A 16,286-nucleotide genomic window follows, 5' to 3' on the forward strand; every position below is an offset into this window, starting at 1 on the left:
CCGCCGGGCCCCCCGCCCCCGCCGGGCCGTCCCCCGCCGGCGCCCGGGGGGCCGCCGGGGGTCCGGGGGGGACCCGCCCCCCCCACCGCAGGGGAATCAGCCGACCCCGGCTGGGACCTCGCCCCCGCCCCCGCGATCGCCGGCCGGGACGGCGAAGGCACCCCGGCGCCGGAGACCGGGGAGCCCGGGGAGACCGGGGACCCGGCCCTGATGCGGATCGACCCGCTCGCCGTGCTCGCCGACGCCGCCGGATACGACGACCCCGAGCGCTGGTGGGAGGACGTCGTCGAACACCGCGGCGCCGACGACCCGTTCGCCGCCTTCACCGCGCTCGCCGAGGCCATGACCGCCCTCCGGGAGACCTACGGCCACGGCGGACACGACCGCGACCTGGTCCGCGAGGCCCATATGCGGCTGCGGCTGCGGGCCGCCCGCAAGGAGTTCGGCGACGGGATCGCCGTCGTCTGCGGCGCCTGGCACGTACCGGCGCTCGCCGAACGCACCACCGTCACCGCCGACAAGGCCCTGCTGAAGGGGCTGCCCAAGGTCAGGACCGAGACGACCTGGGTGCCGTGGACGCACCGGCGGCTGGCCCGCCGCAGCGGCTACGGCGCCGGGATCGACTCGCCCGGTTGGTACGGGCATCTCTTCTCCGCGCCCGACCGGCCCGTCGAACGCTGGCTGACCAAGGTCGCCCGGCTGCTCAGGGACGAGGACATGGGCGTCTCGTCGGCCCATGTCATCGAGGCCGTACGGCTCGCCGGGACGCTCGCCGTGATGCGGGGCCGCCCCCTGCCCGGACTCACCGAGACCACCGACGCGATCCGCGCCGTGATGTGCGACGGCTCCGACGTCCCGCTCGAACTCGTCAAGGACCGGCTGATCGTCGGCGACGTCCTCGGCGAAGTACCGGACGCGGCGCCCGCCGTTCCCCTCCAGCGCGATCTCACCCGGCTCCAGCGGAGCCTGCGGCTGAAGCCCGAGGCGCTGGAACGCCCCCTCGAACTGGACCTCCGCAAGGAGACCGACGCGGGCAAGAGCCGGCTGCTGCACCGGCTGCGGCTGCTCGGCGTCGACTGGGGCGCCCCGGCCGCCGGGCGGGCCGGCACCGGCACCTTCCGGGAGTCCTGGCAGCTCCGATGGGAGCCCGAACTCCATGTCCGGGTCGCCGAGGCCGGGGTATGGGGCACCACCGTGCTCTCCGCCGCCACCGCCAGGGCCGAGCACGAGGCGGCGGCGGCCGGCGAGCTCTCCGCCGTCACGGCCCTCGCCGAACAGTGCCTCCTCGCCGAACTCACCGACGCCCTGCCCGTGGTGATGCGTACCCTCGCCGACCGGGCGGCGCTCGACAGCGACGTCGCCCATCTCGCCGACGCCCTGCCCGCCCTCGCCCGCGCCCTGCGCTACGGCGACGTACGGTCCACGGACACCGCCGCGCTCGCCGGAGTCGCGGCGGGCCTCGCCGAACGGATCTGCGTCGGACTGCCGCCGGCCTGCGCCGGACTGGACGCGGACGGCGCCGCCGCCATGCGCGAACGGCTCGACTCCGTGCACTCCGCCGTCGGACTGCTCCCCGGCTCCGGGGACCTCGCCGACCGGTGGCGGGACGTCCTCGGCGTCCTCGCCGCCCGGGACACCGTCGCCGGGGTCATCCGGGGCCGGGCCGCCCGGCTCCTCCTCGACGACGGCCGGCTCGCCGAGGACGAGGCCGCCCGCCTGATGAGCCTCGCCCTCTCACCGGGCACCCCGCCCGCCGACGCCGCCGCCTGGATCGAGGGCTTCGTCGGCGGCGCCTCCGGCGGCGGCATGCTCCTGCTCCACGACGAACGCCTCCTCGGCCTGGTCGACGACTGGCTCACCGGCGTTCACCCCGACGCCTTCACCGACGTCCTGCCGTTGCTGCGCCGCACTTTCTCCGGATACGAGCCCGGACTCCGCCGCACCCTCGGCGAACTCGTCCGGCGCGGTGGCTCCGGCGGAGTCCGGACCGGCGCCGGATCCACCGCGGCCGCCGCCCCCGGCTTCGGCCCCGGGCTCGACCCGGAGCGGGCCGACGCCGTCCTGCCCGTACTGCGTCTGCTGCTGGGCGCCCCCGACGACCGCTCCGCACCCCCACTGGAGGTGGCGACATGACCGCCGACGACACCGCAGCGCCCGCCGCGCCGGTCTTCGACGACCCGTCCGACGCCGCGGGGGAGCGGCTGCGGCGCTGGCGCCTCGTCCTCGGCGGGGACTCCGCCGACGGCACCGGCCGTGCACTCGAAGGCCGCGACGCGGCCATGGACGCCACCCTCACCGCGCTCTACGGGGGCGGCGGCGGATCCGGCGGCGGCCGTACCGGTGGCCGGGGGGCCGGTCTCGGGGCCTCCGCGCCCTCCGTGGCCCGCTGGCTCGGCGACATCCGGACGTACTTCCCCAGCTCCGTCGTCCAGGTCATGCAGCGGGACGCCATCGACCGGCTCAATCTGTCGGCGCTGCTGCTGGAGCCCGAGATGCTGGAGGCCGTCGAGGCCGACGTCCATCTCGTCGGGACTCTGCTGTCCCTCAATCGGGCGATGCCCGAGACCACCAAGGAGACCGCGCGGGCCGTCGTCCGCAAGGTCGTCGAGAAGCTGGAGAAGCAGCTCGCCACCCGGACGAAGTCGACCCTCACGGGCGCCCTCGACCGCTCCGCCCGGATCAGCCGGCCCCGCCACCGCGACATCGACTGGGACCGCACGATCCGCGCCAATCTGAAGAACTACCTCCCCGAGTACCGCACCGTCGTCCCCGAGCGCCTCATCGGCTACGGCCGGGCGTCCCAGGCGGTCAAGAAGGAGGTCGTGCTCTGCATCGACCAGTCGGGCTCCATGGCGGCGTCCGTCGTCTACGCCTCCGTCTTCGGTGCCGTCCTCGCCTCCATGCGCTCGATCTCCACCCGGCTCGTGGTCTTCGACACGGCCGTCGTCGACCTCACCGACCAGCTCGACGACCCCGTCGACGTCCTCTTCGGCACCCAGCTCGGCGGCGGTACGGACATCAACCGAGCCCTCGCCTACTGCCAGGAGCGCATCACCCGCCCGGCCGACACCGTGGTCGTCCTGATCAGCGACCTCTACGAGGGCGGGATCCGGGAGGGGATGCTGAAGCGGGTCGCGGCGATGAAGGCGGCCGGGGTGCAGTTCGTGACCCTGCTCGCCCTCTCGGACGAGGGCGCCCCCGCGTACGACCGCGAGCACGCGGCGGCCCTCGCGGCGCTCGGCGCGCCCGCCTTCGCCTGCACCCCCGACCTCTTCCCGGACATCATGGCGGCGGCCATCGAGAAGCGCCCGCTGCCCGTACCGGACACGGCGGCCGGCTGACGGCGGGGCCGTACGGTTCCGCCCCGCGCCCGCCCGGGAGGACGGTTTGTGACTGTTCTCACCACTCATGTGTGACCTGCAATTTAGGAGGCCACGTTCCTCGGGGATAACCTGCGAGACGGACATGCCGCGTGCCGGTCACCGTGCGCGCCTCCCTTGTGACGATCGCAGTCACGTTGCCCTCCGCGGCACGCCCACGCCTACTAGGAACCGCGATCATCAGAAAAGGGACGGACGCGCGTGGACCTGTTCGAGTACCAGGCGAGGGACCTCTTCGCCAAGCACGGCGTACCGGTGCTGGCCGGTGAAGTCATCGACACGCCTGACGCGGCGCGCGCGGCGACCGAGCGACTGGGCGGCAAGTCGGTCGTCAAGGCGCAGGTCAAGGTCGGCGGCCGCGGCAAGGCCGGTGGCGTCAAGCTGGCCGGCAGCCCGGATGACGCGGTCGAGAAGGCCGGTCAGATCCTCGGGATGGACATCAAGGGCCACACGGTCCACAAGGTGATGATCGCGGAGACCGCGCCGGAGATCGTCGAGGAGTACTACGTCTCGTACCTCCTCGACCGCACCAACCGCACCTTCCTGGCCATGGCCTCCGTCGAGGGCGGCATGGACATCGAGGAGGTCGCGGCCACCAAGCCCGAGGCCCTCGCCAAGATCCCGGTCGACGCCAACGACGGTGTCACCCCGGAGAAGGCCGCCGAGATCGTCGCCGCGGCGAAGTTCCCGGCCGAGGTCGCCGACCAGGTCGCCGACATCCTCGTCACCCTGTGGAAGACCTTCGTCGCCGAGGACGCGCTCCTCGTCGAGGTCAACCCGCTGGCGAAGGTCGCCGGCGGCCGGGTCATCGCGCTCGACGGCAAGGTCTCCCTCGACGAGAACGCCGACTTCCGCCAGCCGGAGCACGAGGCGCTGGAGGACAAGGCCGCGGCCAACCCGCTGGAGGCCGCCGCCAAGGCCAAGAACCTCAACTACGTCAAGCTGGACGGCGAGGTCGGCATCATCGGCAACGGCGCCGGTCTCGTGATGTCCACGCTCGACGTGGTCGCCTACGCGGGAGAGGCCCACGGCGGCGTCAAGCCCGCCAACTTCCTCGACATCGGCGGCGGCGCCTCCGCCGAGGTGATGGCGAACGGCCTGGAGATCATCCTCGGCGACCCGGACGTGACGTCCGTCTTCGTCAATGTCTTCGGTGGCATCACCGCCTGTGACGAGGTCGCCAACGGCATCGTCCAGGCGCTGGAGCTGCTCAAGGCCAAGGGCGAGGAGGTCACCAAGCCGCTGGTGGTCCGCCTCGACGGCAACAACGCGGAGCTCGGTCGCAAGATCCTCTCCGACGCCGACCACCCGCTGGTGCAGCGTGTCGACACGATGGACGGCGCGGCCGACAAGGCCGCCGAGCTGGCCGCCGCCGCGAAGTAAGGGACGAGGAACTCCACCACCATGGCTATCTTCCTGACCAAGGACAGCAAGGTCATCGTCCAGGGCATGACCGGTGCCACGGGCATGAAGCACACCCGGCTGATGCTGGGCGACGGCACCAACATCGTCGGCGGCGTCAACCCGCGCAAGGCCGGTACGAGCGTCGACTTCGACGGCACCTCCGTACCCGTCTTCGGCACGGTCGCCGAGGCGATCAAGGAGACCGGCGCCGACGTGTCGGTCCTCTTCGTGCCGCCGGCCTTCGCCAAGGCCGCCGTGATCGAGGCCATCGACGCCGAGATCCCGCTCGCCGTCGTGATCACCGAGGGCATCGCGGTCCACGACTCCGCCGCCTTCTGGGCGTACGCGGTCGCCAAGGGCAACAAGACCCGGATCATCGGCCCGAACTGTCCGGGTCTGATCACCCCCGGCCAGTCCAACGCGGGCATCATCCCGGGCGACATCACCAAGCCCGGCAAGATCGGACTGGTCTCCAAGTCCGGCACGCTGACCTACCAGATGATGTACGAGCTGCGCGACATCGGCTTCACGTCGGCGGTCGGCATCGGCGGTGACCCGGTCATCGGCACCACCCACATCGACGCCCTGGCGGCCTTCGAGGCCGACCCGGAGACCGAGCTGATCGTCATGATCGGCGAGATCGGCGGCGACGCCGAGGAGCGTGCGGCGGACTTCATCAAGGAGAACGTCACCAAGCCGGTCGTCGGCTACGTCGCGGGCTTCACCGCCCCCGAGGGCAAGACGATGGGCCACGCCGGTGCGATCGTGTCCGGTTCGTCCGGCACCGCGCAGGCCAAGAAGGAGGCCCTCGAGGCCGCCGGTGTGCAGGTCGGCAAGACCCCGACGGAGACGGCGAAGCTGGCGCGAGCCATTCTTTCCGCCTGATCGGCGAGGCCGCTGAAACGGGCCCGCGCCCCCTCTTCCGGGGGCGCGGGCCCGTTCCCGTTCCGGGACGCGGTTCCCCGCCGCTTCCCGTTCCGGAGTGCGGCTCCCCGCCGTAGCGGTGACGTGGAGTTCCGACCGCGCGCCGTCGTCGGTTGCTCGCGCAGTTCCCCGCGCCCCTAAAGGCATCTCCGGGCACCGCGGCCCCTGAAGGCATCTCCGGTGCCGCGCCCTTAAAGGATCCTGGGCTGAGGGGTGCATGTCCGTGTGCGTGGGGAGGGCGGATGCGGGGTTGCCCCCGCAGCCGTCGGCGGGGTGCAGCGGTCAGCGTTTCCGAGGGCCCGGGTTCCGCCGATGGCGAGGAGGTAACCCCGGAGTCGACCGACCAACCCGCGCCGCACAAGCGACCCGCAGAGTCCCGGAGCAACGCCCAGCCGACAAGACCTACGACGTGAACCCGGGCTACCTGGGTTGGGGGGAGAGGCGGGACGGGGTGGCGTCGGGGTGGGTGGTCAGGTGGGTGTGGAGGGCCGTTTCCCGGGGGGTGAGGTGTGCCGGGCCCGCGTGGCCGGGAACGCCGCCGACCCGGTGGCCCGGGGAGACCTCGGGGACGTAGCGTGTCGGCGCCGTGGCCAGCGTCATCCCCGTCGCGCTCATCACTACGACCGTCGCGGTCAGCGCCGTACGGGTCCAGAACCAGGCCCGCCGCTCGCCCGTCGTACGGACCGTCGCCGCCGGGGCGGGCTGCGGTACCGGGCCGCCGTCCGCCAGCAGCGCCGTGAGCCGGGCCCGCAGCGCGCCGGGTTCCGCCAGGTCGGGCAGGCGTGCGGCGACGGCCTCCCGGGCGTGCAGCAGCCGGTGGGCCGCCGCCGGAGTGCTGGCCTCCGTCTCGGCGGCCGTCTCCGGCAGGTCGAGCCCGAGGCCGTCGTAGAGCAGCACCGTCCGCCGGTACGGCGGCGGCAGCTCCAGCAGCACCGCCAGCAGTTCGCGGCCCGCCCGGTCCAGCGGCGGGGCGTCGGGGTGCCGGTGGGCGGGGCGCAGCCGGTGCCAGGGCGAGAGCGCGAACTCGTACGCCGTCGCCCGCACCCAGCCGACCGGGTCCCGGTCCGTGGCGACCTCGGGCCACCGCTGCCACGCGGTGTGGAAGGCCCGCTCCACGGACTCGTGCGCCAGCCGCAGCCGCCCGGTCAGCAGATACGTCTGCCGTACGAGACCGGGCGCGGCGTACCCGTACAGGACGTCGAACGCCTCCGCCGGGGTCCGGGCGGCGGCGAGGCCCGAGGGGAGGACCGGAGCGCGCGGTGCCTCGTCTTCCGGTGTGCCGGAGGGGGGTGAGGCGGTCGCGCCCTCGGCGGCCGGGGCGACAGCGGCCACCGGGGCGACCGGGTCGAGCGGCGCGGTGGCCACGGACACCGCCGCGTACGGCGTCAGCGGGGCGCCATCGGTCGGGCGTTCGATCTTCGGTGGGGCGGGGGCGCTTGAGGCTTCCGGGGGCGCGAGCAGCTTCGCGTACGCCTCCCGTCTGCGTCCGCGCGGTTCGCTCCGGCCGGTCTCCCACGCCCGTACCGTCGCCTTGGTGACCCCCATGACCCGGGCGAGCTGCTCCTCGGTCATGGCGCGTGCCTCGCGCAGTCTGCGCCGTTCCTTCGGGCCCGGCAGGGGCGCGTCCCCGGGCTGCGGGCCGGGGGAGGGGGTGGTGCTCCGGGTCATGAGGGCCTCCCCGGCGTCCCCGGACTTCCCGCACCGGTGCACTTTTCATAGAAGTACATAAACGTATATTGAGCGACACTACGGTCATTCGCCTGTTACGCCGGTAAAGCGCGTGTCGTTGGGAGCATGGCCCGGTGACCCAGACGACCGAGCACGGCCCCGCCTTCCCGCAGACCCCGGTCCCGGTGCAGGGCGGCCGGAGAGCGGCGCTCGCGACCTGTCTCGTGCGCGGCGCGACCGCGGCCGGGCTCGGACTCGGCGCCCTGACCGTCCTGGTGATGGTGGTCTGGATCAGCTCCCCCTACCCCGACAGCGGCCCGCACGGCGCCCTCCGGGTCGCCGCGTCCCTCTGGCTGCTGGCCCACGGCACCGAACTCGTCCGCTCCGACACCCTCTACGGCGCCGTCGCGCCCATCGGTCTGACCCCGCTGCTGCTGGTCCTGGTGCCCGCGGTCCTGCTCCACCGCGCGAGCCGCGATCCGCTGATCCCGGACCCCGATGGGCGCCGCCCCCGGCCGTCGACGTACGGTGCGATCTGCGCGGTCACCGCCGGATATCTGCTGGTCGGGGTGGTCGCGACCGCGTACGCGGCGGGTGGGGCGATCGCCCCGGACCCGTTCAGCGCCGTCGGCCATCTGCTGCTGGTCGCCCCGGTCGCCGCGGCGGCCGGCGCCTGGACCGCGAACGGCCGCCCCTGGGGGCCGCCGCCCCGCAGGCTGCCGGACGCGGTACGGATCCGGCTGGCGCGGGCCGCCCTGCCCGGGGGCCGGGCCGGGGCCGCGGTCCGGACCGCGGCGGCGGGTTCGGCCGTCCTGGTCGGCGGCGGTGCCCTGCTGGTGGCGGTGTCCCTGGTCTGGCACGCGGACGCCACCCAGGACTCCTTCCTGCATCTCTCCGACGTCTGGTCCGGGCGGCTCGCGGTCCTGCTGCTGGGGGTGGTGCTCGTGCCCAACGCCGCGGTGTGGGCGGCCTCGTACGGCCTCGGACCCGGCTTCGCCGTCGGTACGGAGGCGACGGCGACGCCACTGGCGCTGTACGGGGACCCGGCGCTGCCGCCGTTCCCGCTGGTCGCGGTCGTCCCCGGGGAGGGTCCCGGGACCTGGCTGAACTGGTCCGCGATGGTGGTGCCGGTGGCCGCGGGGCTCGCCGTCGGCTGGTTCGGCGCGGAGCGGCGGGGCGCGGGCGGTCCCGGCATCACCGGGGGTTCCGTACGGCGCCGCGACACGGTGCTGGACACGCTGCTGGGGGCCGTGCTGTGCGCGGTGGCCGCCGCGATGCTCGCCGCCGCCGCGGGCGGTCCGCTGGGTGCCGGCCGGCTGGCGGAGTTCGGCCCGGTCTGGTGGCTGACGGGGGCGGCGGCCTTGATGTGGACGGCGGGGATCGGGGTGCCCCTGGCGCTGGGGCTACGGCTGTGGCGGGAGTGGGGGACGGGCCGGTCGTGGTACCGGCCGTCGCCGCCGGGGACGGTGGCCGACGCGTCGGCTCCGGCGGCGGTTCCGGTTCCGGTTCCGGCTCCGGTCGTGGCTTCGCCGGTGGCTTCGGCCAAGGGGAAAACGGGGACGGCGACCCGTTTCGAGGCCGCCCCGGGCGCGGTCGCGGCCCTTCCGGCACCGGGCCAGGCGCCGGGGTCGCCCGCCCCGTCGGCCCCGCCCGTACCGCAGCCGTCGGGAGCCCGGCCGGCGCCCGCACCCGCCGAGGCGCCCGAACCGGACGCGGTGGCCGCGCGGACCGTCCCCGACCGCCCGGCGCGGGCGTCGGCGCTGGAGGTACTGGACGCGCTGGACGCGGAGGCCGAGCCGTACGACGTGCTGCCCCCGGGATCCTGGGCGGACCGGGGTCCCGTCCTGAGCGGGGACCCGGTGGACCCGGACCGCCCCTGGGCGGCCCCGCCGAGCCCGTGGCCGAGCGCCCCGGGAGCCGTACCGAAGCCCACACCCGGCACGAAGCCGAAGCCGAAGCCGGAATCGAAGCCGGAGTCGAAGCCGAAGTCAGAAGCGGAGGCCGAACCGGAGGCCTGACAGCCGCCGCTCCACCGCTCCACCACGCCACCACTCCACGACGTACGGCAGGGGAATCCCCGCGGTCAGTCCTTGACGCCGTACACGCCCCGCAGCGGCTCCGGCAGCTTGCTGTTGCACGCCGTCTGCGCTGTCTTCGTCAGGGCGTCCCGCTCACAGACGTAGAAGTCGCGGTAGACCAGCTGCGCCGTGTACATCGAGCCCACCACCAGCAGGGTGACCGCCGACATCACCAGACCCGCGATCGCGCTGGTCTTCTGGGTGCGCCGGACCACCTGCGGGGTCAGACCGCTCGCCTGGGACGCCTGGTCCGGCGTCTTGGGGCCGGTCCGCAGCGCGCTGATCGCCCAGTAGAGGCCGGGGGCGCCGAGGATGAGGCCGATCTCCGGGAAGTCGAAGAAGAGCGTGAAGAACAGGGCCCACAGGCCCGCGATCATCGCGTAGCGCGCGTGCCGCTGCGCCGGGTCGGTGGGATCCCATCGCGGGGTCCGCTGGGGGCCGCCTTCCGGCGAGTTCGAGCCGGGACGGCCGCCGAACCCGTTGGAGGAGCGGCCGGGCTGGCGGCTGCTCCACTGGCTGCCCCAGCCGGAGCGGCCACCGGACGAACCGGAACCCGATCCGGAATCCCCGGACCCGTCGTCGGGAGAGTTCCCGCCGTTTCCGGAGGACCCGGACCCGGACCCGGACCCGGAGCCGGATCCGCCGTCGCCGTCCGGGTGGCGCGGCTGCCAGGGCTGGTCCGGCCGGCCCTCCGGCGGCGGCGCGAAGGGGTTGTTGTCGTCGGTGGACTGGCGCTCCCGCGGCAACAGGAGGTCCGTACGGCGGCGTCGGTCCCGCATCTGGTGAACGTCTTCCCCTCAGCCCCGGTGCACGGGGGTCGTGTGCTGCCGGTCTTGTCTCGTCGTCGTGCCCGTCGACGACGGGCGGTTGCCCCCTGACGCTACCTCCCGGGCGCGCCCCCGTCCCGTGGGGGCCGTTCTGTGTGCCGGTATCGTTGCTGACGGTCGGCCCTTTCGTAGAGTTCCCCGTATCGAGGGGCACGATTCGTTTGTACGACCACACAAAGTCGAGCCGTACACGAAAGAGACCCCGCTGTGGCCCCCGCTTTCGACCGACCCGCCGACGCCCAGGCCCGCCGCGAAGCCGGATCCCCGGCCCGGATCGTCGTCCTCGTCTCCGGTTCCGGGACGAATCTGCAGGCCCTGCTGGACGGAATCGCCGCCGATCCGGACGGTTTCGGCGCCCGGATCGTCGCCGTCGGGGCCGACCGTTCAGGGATCGCCGGACTGGAGCGCGCCGAGCGCGCCGGGCTGCCGACGTTCGTCCGCCGGGTCAAGGACTTCCCGAGCCGGGAGGCGTGGGACCGCGCGCTGGCCGAGGCCACCGCCGCGTACGAACCCGATCTCGTCGTCTCGGCAGGCTTTATGAAGATCGTGGGCAAGGAGTTCCTCGCCCGTTTCGGCGGGCGCTGCGTCAATACGCACCCCGCCCTGCTGCCCAGTTTTCCCGGCGCCCACGGGGTGCGGGACGCACTCGCGTACGGTGCCAAGGTCACCGGGTGCACCGTCCACTTCGTCGACGACGGCGTCGACACCGGACCGATCATCGCGCAGGGCGTGGTGGAGGTCCGGGACGAGGACGACGAAGCCGCTCTGCATGAGCGCATCAAGGAAATCGAGCGCGCGCTGCTCGTCGAAGTCGTCGGCCGACTGGCCCGTGACGGCTATCGCGTCGAGGGACGAAAGGTTGTTTTCTCGTGACTGTTCAGGCTGCCACCAGCGGCAAGCGGCCCATCCGGCGGGCGCTGATCAGCGTGTACGACAAGGCGGGCCTCGAAGACCTCGCCCGCGGCCTGCACGAGGCGGGCGTCCGGCTGGTCTCCACCGGCTCCACCGCCGGGCGGATCGCGGCGGCCGGGATCCCCGTCGAGAAGGTCGAGGACCTCACCGGCTTCCCCGAGTGCCTCGACGGCCGGGTCAAGACGCTGCACCCGCGCGTCCATGCCGGGATCCTCGCCGACCTGCGGCTCGACACCCACCGCGAGCAGCTCGCCGAGCTGGGCGTCGAGCCCTTCGACCTGGTCGTCGTGAACCTCTACCCGTTCCGGGAGACCGTCGCGTCCGGCGCCGGATACGACGAGTGCGTCGAGCAGATCGACATCGGCGGCCCGTCGATGGTCCGCGCCGCGGCCAAGAACCACCCGTCGGTGGCGGTCGTCACCAGCCCCGGCCAGTACGCGGACGTGCTCAAGGCCGCCGCGGACGGCGGGTTCGACCTGGGCGCCCGGCGGCAACTGGCGGCGACGGCGTTCGCGCACACCGCCGCGTACGACGTCGACGTCGCGAACTGGTTCGCGGCGCGCGGCGCGGACGGCGAGCCCGCCGGTGACGGCGAGTTCCCCGACTTCCTGGGCGCGACCTACCGCCGCGCCGGAGTCCTGCGGTACGGCGAGAACCCGCACCAGGGCGCGGCGCTGTACGTCGACGGCAAGGGCGGGCTGCCCGGCGCCGAGCAGTTGCACGGCAAGGAGATGTCGTACAACAACTACACGGACACCGAGGCCGCCTGGCGCGCCGCGTGGGACCACGCCGAGCCGTGTGTGGCGATCATCAAGCACGCCAACCCGTGCGGCATCGCGATCGGCGCCGATGTCGCCGAGGCGCACCGCAAGGCGCACGCCTGTGACCCGCTGTCCGCGTTCGGCGGGGTCATCGCCGTCAACCGGCCGGTGTCGGTGGCGATGGCCGAGCAGGTCGCCGAGATCTTCACCGAGGTCGTCGTCGCCCCGGGTTACGAGGACGGCGCGGTCGAGGTCCTGGCCAAGAAGAAGAACATCCGGGTCCTGCGGTGCGCGGACGCGCCCGCGTCGCCCGTCGAGCTGAAGCCCATCGAGGGCGGCGCGCTGCTCCAGGTCACCGACCGGATGCAGGCCGCGGGTGACGACCCGGCGGACTGGACCCTGGCGACCGGCGAGCCGCTGTCGGAGGCCGATCTTGCCGAGCTGGCGTTCGCCTGGCGGGCCTGCCGGGCCGTCAAGTCGAACGCGATCCTGCTCGCCAAGGACGGCGCGTCCGTCGGTGTCGGGATGGGCCAGGTCAACCGGGTCGACTCGGCGAAGCTGGCGGTCGAGCGGGCCGGGGAGGAGCGGGCCCGGGGCTCGTACGCCGCTTCGGACGCCTTCTTCCCGTTCCCGGACGGGGCGGAGATCCTCATCGAGGCCGGGGTGAAGGCGATCGTGCAGCCCGGCGGTTCGGTCCGGGACGAGCTGGTGGCCGAGGCCGCGCGCAAGGCGGGCGCGACGATGTACTTCACCGGGACGCGCCACTTCTTCCACTGACGCCCGTACGCGACGAGGCCGCACACCCCGGAAAGGGCGTGCGGCCTCGTCGCGTACCGGGCTCGGCCCGGCGTCAGACCTTGATGACGACGGTGGAGCAGATCTTGTCGGCGAAGGTCTGCTTCTTGTCGTCCCACAGCGGCCACAGGTAGCCGAGGTAGCAGGGGAGGGCGTCGAGGATGTGGGCGAGGTAGCGGACGACCGCCATGCCGAAGCCCACGGTCTGGCCGTCGCGCTCGCGCAGCAGCTTGATGCCCGCCGCCTTCTTGCCGGGCGTCTGGCCGGTGCTGCCCTCCTGCGCCTTCAGGCCCAGGGTCAGACCGATGCTCAGCACCACGCCGATGACGACGAGCATGCTCGACCCGGAGCCGGCCCCGATCGTGCCCAGGACCAGGTACGGGAGCGACGCGATCAGCCCGTCCAGCAGGAACGCGCCGACGCGCAGCCCCCAGTGCGCCGGCTCGGGCATACCGCCGGGATAACCGCCGCCCGGGTACGCGGCGTACGGCTGGACCGGCGGCGGGGCCTGCGGATACCCGTACTGGGGCTGGCCGTACGGCTGCTGGGCCTGCGCGTCCTGGGGCTGGCCGTAACCGGGCTGGCCCTGCTGCGGGTAGCCGTAACCGGCGGGCGGCTGGCCCTGCGGCTGGCCGGGCTGCTGGCCGTAGGGGTTGTTGGGGTCGCCGAAACTCATGGCGAGATTCCTCCGTTGCAAGGCGCTTGGGGACGGCCTGGCCCGTGCGGGAGGAGAGGATGAGCGGGTTTGCGGATTTTCCCCCCGAACCCGCCGCGGCACGATAACCCCATCATCGTCGGGTTCCCATGGACACCTTGTCCAGCCGGGGCGCCGAGTGTTGTGCAAGCGCAATCCACGGGTTCGGCCGGATTCAGTCGGATTCCGGGCGAAGGGCCGGTCGAAGGACCGGGCACGGGAGGTCCGCGGGAGGGGGTGTAATCGGCCATCGCGGGCCTGTCGGAGGCGCTCCCGGGCGCCCGCCGGGACCGGGATTGGAACCGGGACGGGTCCATCCGCGAGGATGGGGGTATGACTGCCCAGATTCTCGATGGCAAGGCCACCGCAGCCGCGATCAAGTCCGAACTGACCGCCCGCGTGGCGGCGCTCAAGGAGAAGGGAGTGGTCCCGGGCCTCGGCACCCTGCTCGTCGGTGACGACCCGGGCAGCCGCTGGTACGTCAACGGCAAGCACCGCGACTGCGCGCAGGTCGGCATCGCGTCGATCCAGCGCGAACTGCCCGACACCGCCACGCAGGAGGAGATCGAGGCGGTGGTACGGGAGTTGAACGAGAACCCCGAGTGCACCGGCTACATCGTCCAGCTGCCGCTGCCGAAGGGCATCGACACCAACCGGGTCCTGGAACTGATGGACCCGGCGAAGGACGCCGACGGGCTGCACCCGATGAGCCTGGGACGGCTGGTGCTCGGCGTGCCCGGGCCGCTGCCCTGCACCCCGTACGGCATCGTCCAGCTGCTGCGCCACCACGACGTGGAGATCGCCGGGGCCAATGTGGTCGTCGTCGGCCGGGGGATCACCATCGGCCGTCCGATGCCGCTGGTCCTCACCCGTAAGTCGGAGAACGCGACGGTCACGCAGTGCCACACCGGTACGCGTGATCTCTCCGCGCATCTGAAGCAGGCCGACATCATCGTCGCCGCGGCCGGGGTCCCGCATCTGATCAAGCCGGAGGATGTGAAGCCGGGCGCCGCGGTGCTGGACGTCGGCGTCAGCCGGGACGAACACGGCAAGATCGTCGGGGATGTCCACCCCGGAGTCGCGGAGGTCGCGGGCTGGGTCGCCCCCAACCCCGGCGGCGTCGGTCCGATGACCCGTGCCCAGCTGCTGGTGAACGTCGTCGAGGCGGCGGAGCGCTCGGCGGATCCGCGGGACTGACGCGGAAACCGGCGGAGCCACGGGAGCGACGGAGGAGAGCGGCCATGGCCGTGACGACGAACGACGACCGGGGAACGGGTGCGGCCGGTCCCGGCGACGGCGGAGGGTCCCGTACACCGGACGACCGCGACCGCGACGGCGACCGGACGGCCTCGGTGCCGACCGGGGAGGAAGCGGGGCCCCGGGAGGAATCAGTGGCGGAAGAAGGCGTGACGGAAGCCGGTGAGACCCGGACCCCGGACGGTGAGGGGGACGGCTCGGACCCGGCATCCCCGAACGGCGCGGCCCGTCGTGCCGTGAGCGATACGGCCGACGGCACCGGCCCTGGCGCCGGCACAAGCACCGGCACCGGCCCCGGTACAAGCACCGGCACCGAAGCCGATATCGACTCCGGCGCCGAGCCGGGCTCGTCGCGCCGTCCGCCCGCCGTGACGACGGACACCGCGCGCCCCGAGGGCGGCGGCCGGGCGGCCCCGGGCGACGCCCCCGCGCCGGCCCGGCAGTGGCCGCTGCTCGCGGTCCTCGGCACGGTCGGCCTCGGCCTGGTGATCGTGGGTACGGACCCGTTCGCGGCCTCGGCCCGGGTCGGCACCCTGCTGATCGGCGCGGCCCTCCTCGGCGCCGCCGTCCTGCGGCGCGTGATCCCCTCGGTCGGCATGCTGGCCGTACGGTCCCGCTTCACCGACCTGGTCACCTACAGCCTCTTCGGCACCGTGATCTGTCTGCTCGCCCTGATGCTCCAGCCGGACCCCTGGCTGGAGATCCCGTTCCTGGAGGACCTGGTCCACTTCTTCGTGGGACGCGAGTAACCGGACGCCCGGCGGTCACCGCCCGTCGCCCCCTTCGCGGGGGCGGCGGGCGTCGTCGTGTCCGCGGGTCCGCCCGGCACGGCCGTTGTGACCCGTGGCACGGAGGTGACGATTCCGTCGCGGTGTGATCGTCGGTCCGGGATGGGAGACTGGACCGTCGGGCCCGAGGCGCGGATACGGGGAGCCGCGTCGTCGCCGCGAGCGTGCTCGCCCCGGCCCGAGTACCGGACGGACGTCCGGGGGACGCAGGGGGGTTGGACATGCCGCAGTGGAAGGCGCTGCCGGAGGGGCTGGACCCGGACATCCGGGAACTGACCGAGGAACTGCGGCGGATCGTCGACGGCAGCGGGCTCGACATCGCCGGGCTCTCGGTCGCGACCGGCTTCGGCGTCACGTCGTGGGAGCGGTATCTCGACGGCCGGGTCCTGCCGCCGCAGCGGGCCGTCGCGGCGCTCGCGGAGCGGACGGGCACCGCCGCCCACGGACTGACGTCGCTCCGGAGCCGGGCCGAGCGCGCCTGGCGCCGGCTGGAGGCGGGCCGCGACCGGGCCACCGAGCAGCTGAGCCTGGCGCGGACACGCAGCTGGGCGTCGGTGCCCGGAACCGTACAGCCGTCGTCCTCCCCCGATCCATCGCCTTCTTCCGAGCCCGCCGAACCCGCCGAGCCCGGTCCGTCACCACAGACGGCCGCCGGTTCCGGTTCCGGTTTCGGCTCCGACTCCGGCTCCGATGCCGGTGCCGTCACGGACGACGGGCGGCCCGTCTGGAACGCGGTCCTGCCCGACGACGGCGGTCCCGCGACCCCGCCGCGGGGGGCGTACCGGGTCCCCGAGGGCG

Annotated in this window: 13 protein-coding genes; 10 read left to right on the top strand and 3 right to left on the bottom strand. The window is 73.5% G+C overall.

All coding sequences use genetic code 11. From position 1 onward, the window contains the following. Positions 1 to 135: 135 nt before the first annotated feature. The 4 genes from ACFXG1_RS31345 (at position 136) to sucD (ending at position 5,669) form a co-directional block, all read left to right on the top strand. Positions 136 to 2,133 (top strand): DUF5682 family protein, encoded by a 1,998-nt coding sequence (locus tag ACFXG1_RS31345; RefSeq protein ID WP_384718498.1) that lies wholly within the window; start codon positions 136 to 138, stop codon positions 2,131 to 2,133. Next, positions 2,130 to 3,341 (top strand): VWA domain-containing protein, encoded by a 1,212-nt coding sequence (locus ACFXG1_RS31350; RefSeq protein WP_384718496.1) that lies wholly within the window; start codon positions 2,130 to 2,132, stop codon positions 3,339 to 3,341. Before ACFXG1_RS31345 ends, ACFXG1_RS31350 begins: the two co-directional genes overlap by 4 nt. Before the next feature lie 240 nt (positions 3,342 to 3,581). Further along, positions 3,582 to 4,763 carry an ADP-forming succinate--CoA ligase subunit beta gene (gene sucC / locus ACFXG1_RS31355; protein WP_384718494.1) on the top strand — a complete coding sequence of 394 codons (1,182 nt, stop codon included), beginning with the start codon at positions 3,582 to 3,584 and terminating at the stop codon, positions 4,761 to 4,763. Between the two features lie 21 nt (positions 4,764 to 4,784). Continuing rightward, entirely contained in the window at positions 4,785 to 5,669 is an 885-nt protein-coding gene (gene sucD, locus ACFXG1_RS31360; protein WP_384718492.1) for a succinate--CoA ligase subunit alpha, read from the top strand. A 459-nt stretch (positions 5,670 to 6,128) separates the two neighbouring features. On the opposite strand, the gene ACFXG1_RS31365 is transcribed toward sucD, so the two are convergent. After that, on the bottom strand, positions 6,129 to 7,376 hold the full coding sequence (locus ACFXG1_RS31365) for a sigma factor-like helix-turn-helix DNA-binding protein (RefSeq protein WP_384707443.1): 1,248 nt from the start codon (positions 7,374 to 7,376) through the stop codon (positions 6,129 to 6,131). A 134-nt stretch (positions 7,377 to 7,510) separates the two neighbouring features. On the opposite strand from ACFXG1_RS31365, the gene ACFXG1_RS31370 reads away from it, so the two are divergent. Continuing rightward, on the top strand, positions 7,511 to 9,394 hold the full coding sequence (locus ACFXG1_RS31370) for a DUF6350 family protein (RefSeq protein WP_384745584.1): 1,884 nt from the start codon (positions 7,511 to 7,513) through the stop codon (positions 9,392 to 9,394). Between the two features lie 65 nt (positions 9,395 to 9,459). Here ACFXG1_RS31370 and ACFXG1_RS31375 read toward each other — a convergent pair whose 3' ends face one another. After that, the gene (locus ACFXG1_RS31375) at positions 9,460 to 10,233 is read right to left on the bottom strand and encodes a hypothetical protein (RefSeq protein WP_384721081.1); all 774 of its coding nucleotides are present in this window, start codon (positions 10,231 to 10,233) and stop codon (positions 9,460 to 9,462) included. 255 nt (positions 10,234 to 10,488) lie between these two features. Between ACFXG1_RS31375 and purN the strand changes: the two genes are divergently transcribed. Both purN and purH read left to right on the top strand, forming a co-directional pair. Then, complete coding sequence (gene purN / locus ACFXG1_RS31380) at positions 10,489 to 11,154, top strand: phosphoribosylglycinamide formyltransferase (RefSeq protein WP_384721078.1); 666 nt, start codon at positions 10,489 to 10,491, stop codon at positions 11,152 to 11,154. Beyond that, a complete protein-coding gene (gene purH, locus ACFXG1_RS31385) occupies positions 11,151 to 12,731 on the top strand; it encodes a bifunctional phosphoribosylaminoimidazolecarboxamide formyltransferase/IMP cyclohydrolase (protein ID WP_384721075.1) in 1,581 nt (526 codons plus the stop codon). Before purN ends, purH begins: the two co-directional genes overlap by 4 nt. A 73-nt stretch (positions 12,732 to 12,804) precedes the next feature. Here purH and ACFXG1_RS31390 read toward each other — a convergent pair whose 3' ends face one another. Continuing rightward, positions 12,805 to 13,425 (bottom strand): RDD family protein, encoded by a 621-nt coding sequence (locus tag ACFXG1_RS31390; protein ID WP_384717936.1) that lies wholly within the window; start codon positions 13,423 to 13,425, stop codon positions 12,805 to 12,807. 351 nt (positions 13,426 to 13,776) lie between these two features. Between ACFXG1_RS31390 and ACFXG1_RS31395 the strand changes: the two genes are divergently transcribed. From ACFXG1_RS31395 to ACFXG1_RS31405, 3 genes are all read left to right on the top strand, one after another. Further along, positions 13,777 to 14,640, top strand: coding sequence for a bifunctional methylenetetrahydrofolate dehydrogenase/methenyltetrahydrofolate cyclohydrolase (locus ACFXG1_RS31395; RefSeq protein WP_384717934.1), 864 nt, complete (start codon positions 13,777 to 13,779; stop codon positions 14,638 to 14,640). A gap of 44 nt (positions 14,641 to 14,684) precedes the next feature. Next, a complete protein-coding gene (locus tag ACFXG1_RS31400; protein WP_384717932.1) occupies positions 14,685 to 15,449 on the top strand; it encodes a DUF3017 domain-containing protein in 765 nt (254 codons plus the stop codon). A 260-nt stretch (positions 15,450 to 15,709) separates the two neighbouring features. Beyond that, on the top strand, positions 15,710 to 16,286 hold a 577-nt coding region (locus ACFXG1_RS31405; RefSeq protein ID WP_384745587.1), incomplete at its 3' end, for a helix-turn-helix domain-containing protein.

Origin of the sequence: Streptomyces sp. NPDC059248 (assembly GCF_042753905.1) — a bacterium.
Lineage (GTDB): Bacteria > Actinomycetota > Actinomycetes > Streptomycetales > Streptomycetaceae > Streptomyces.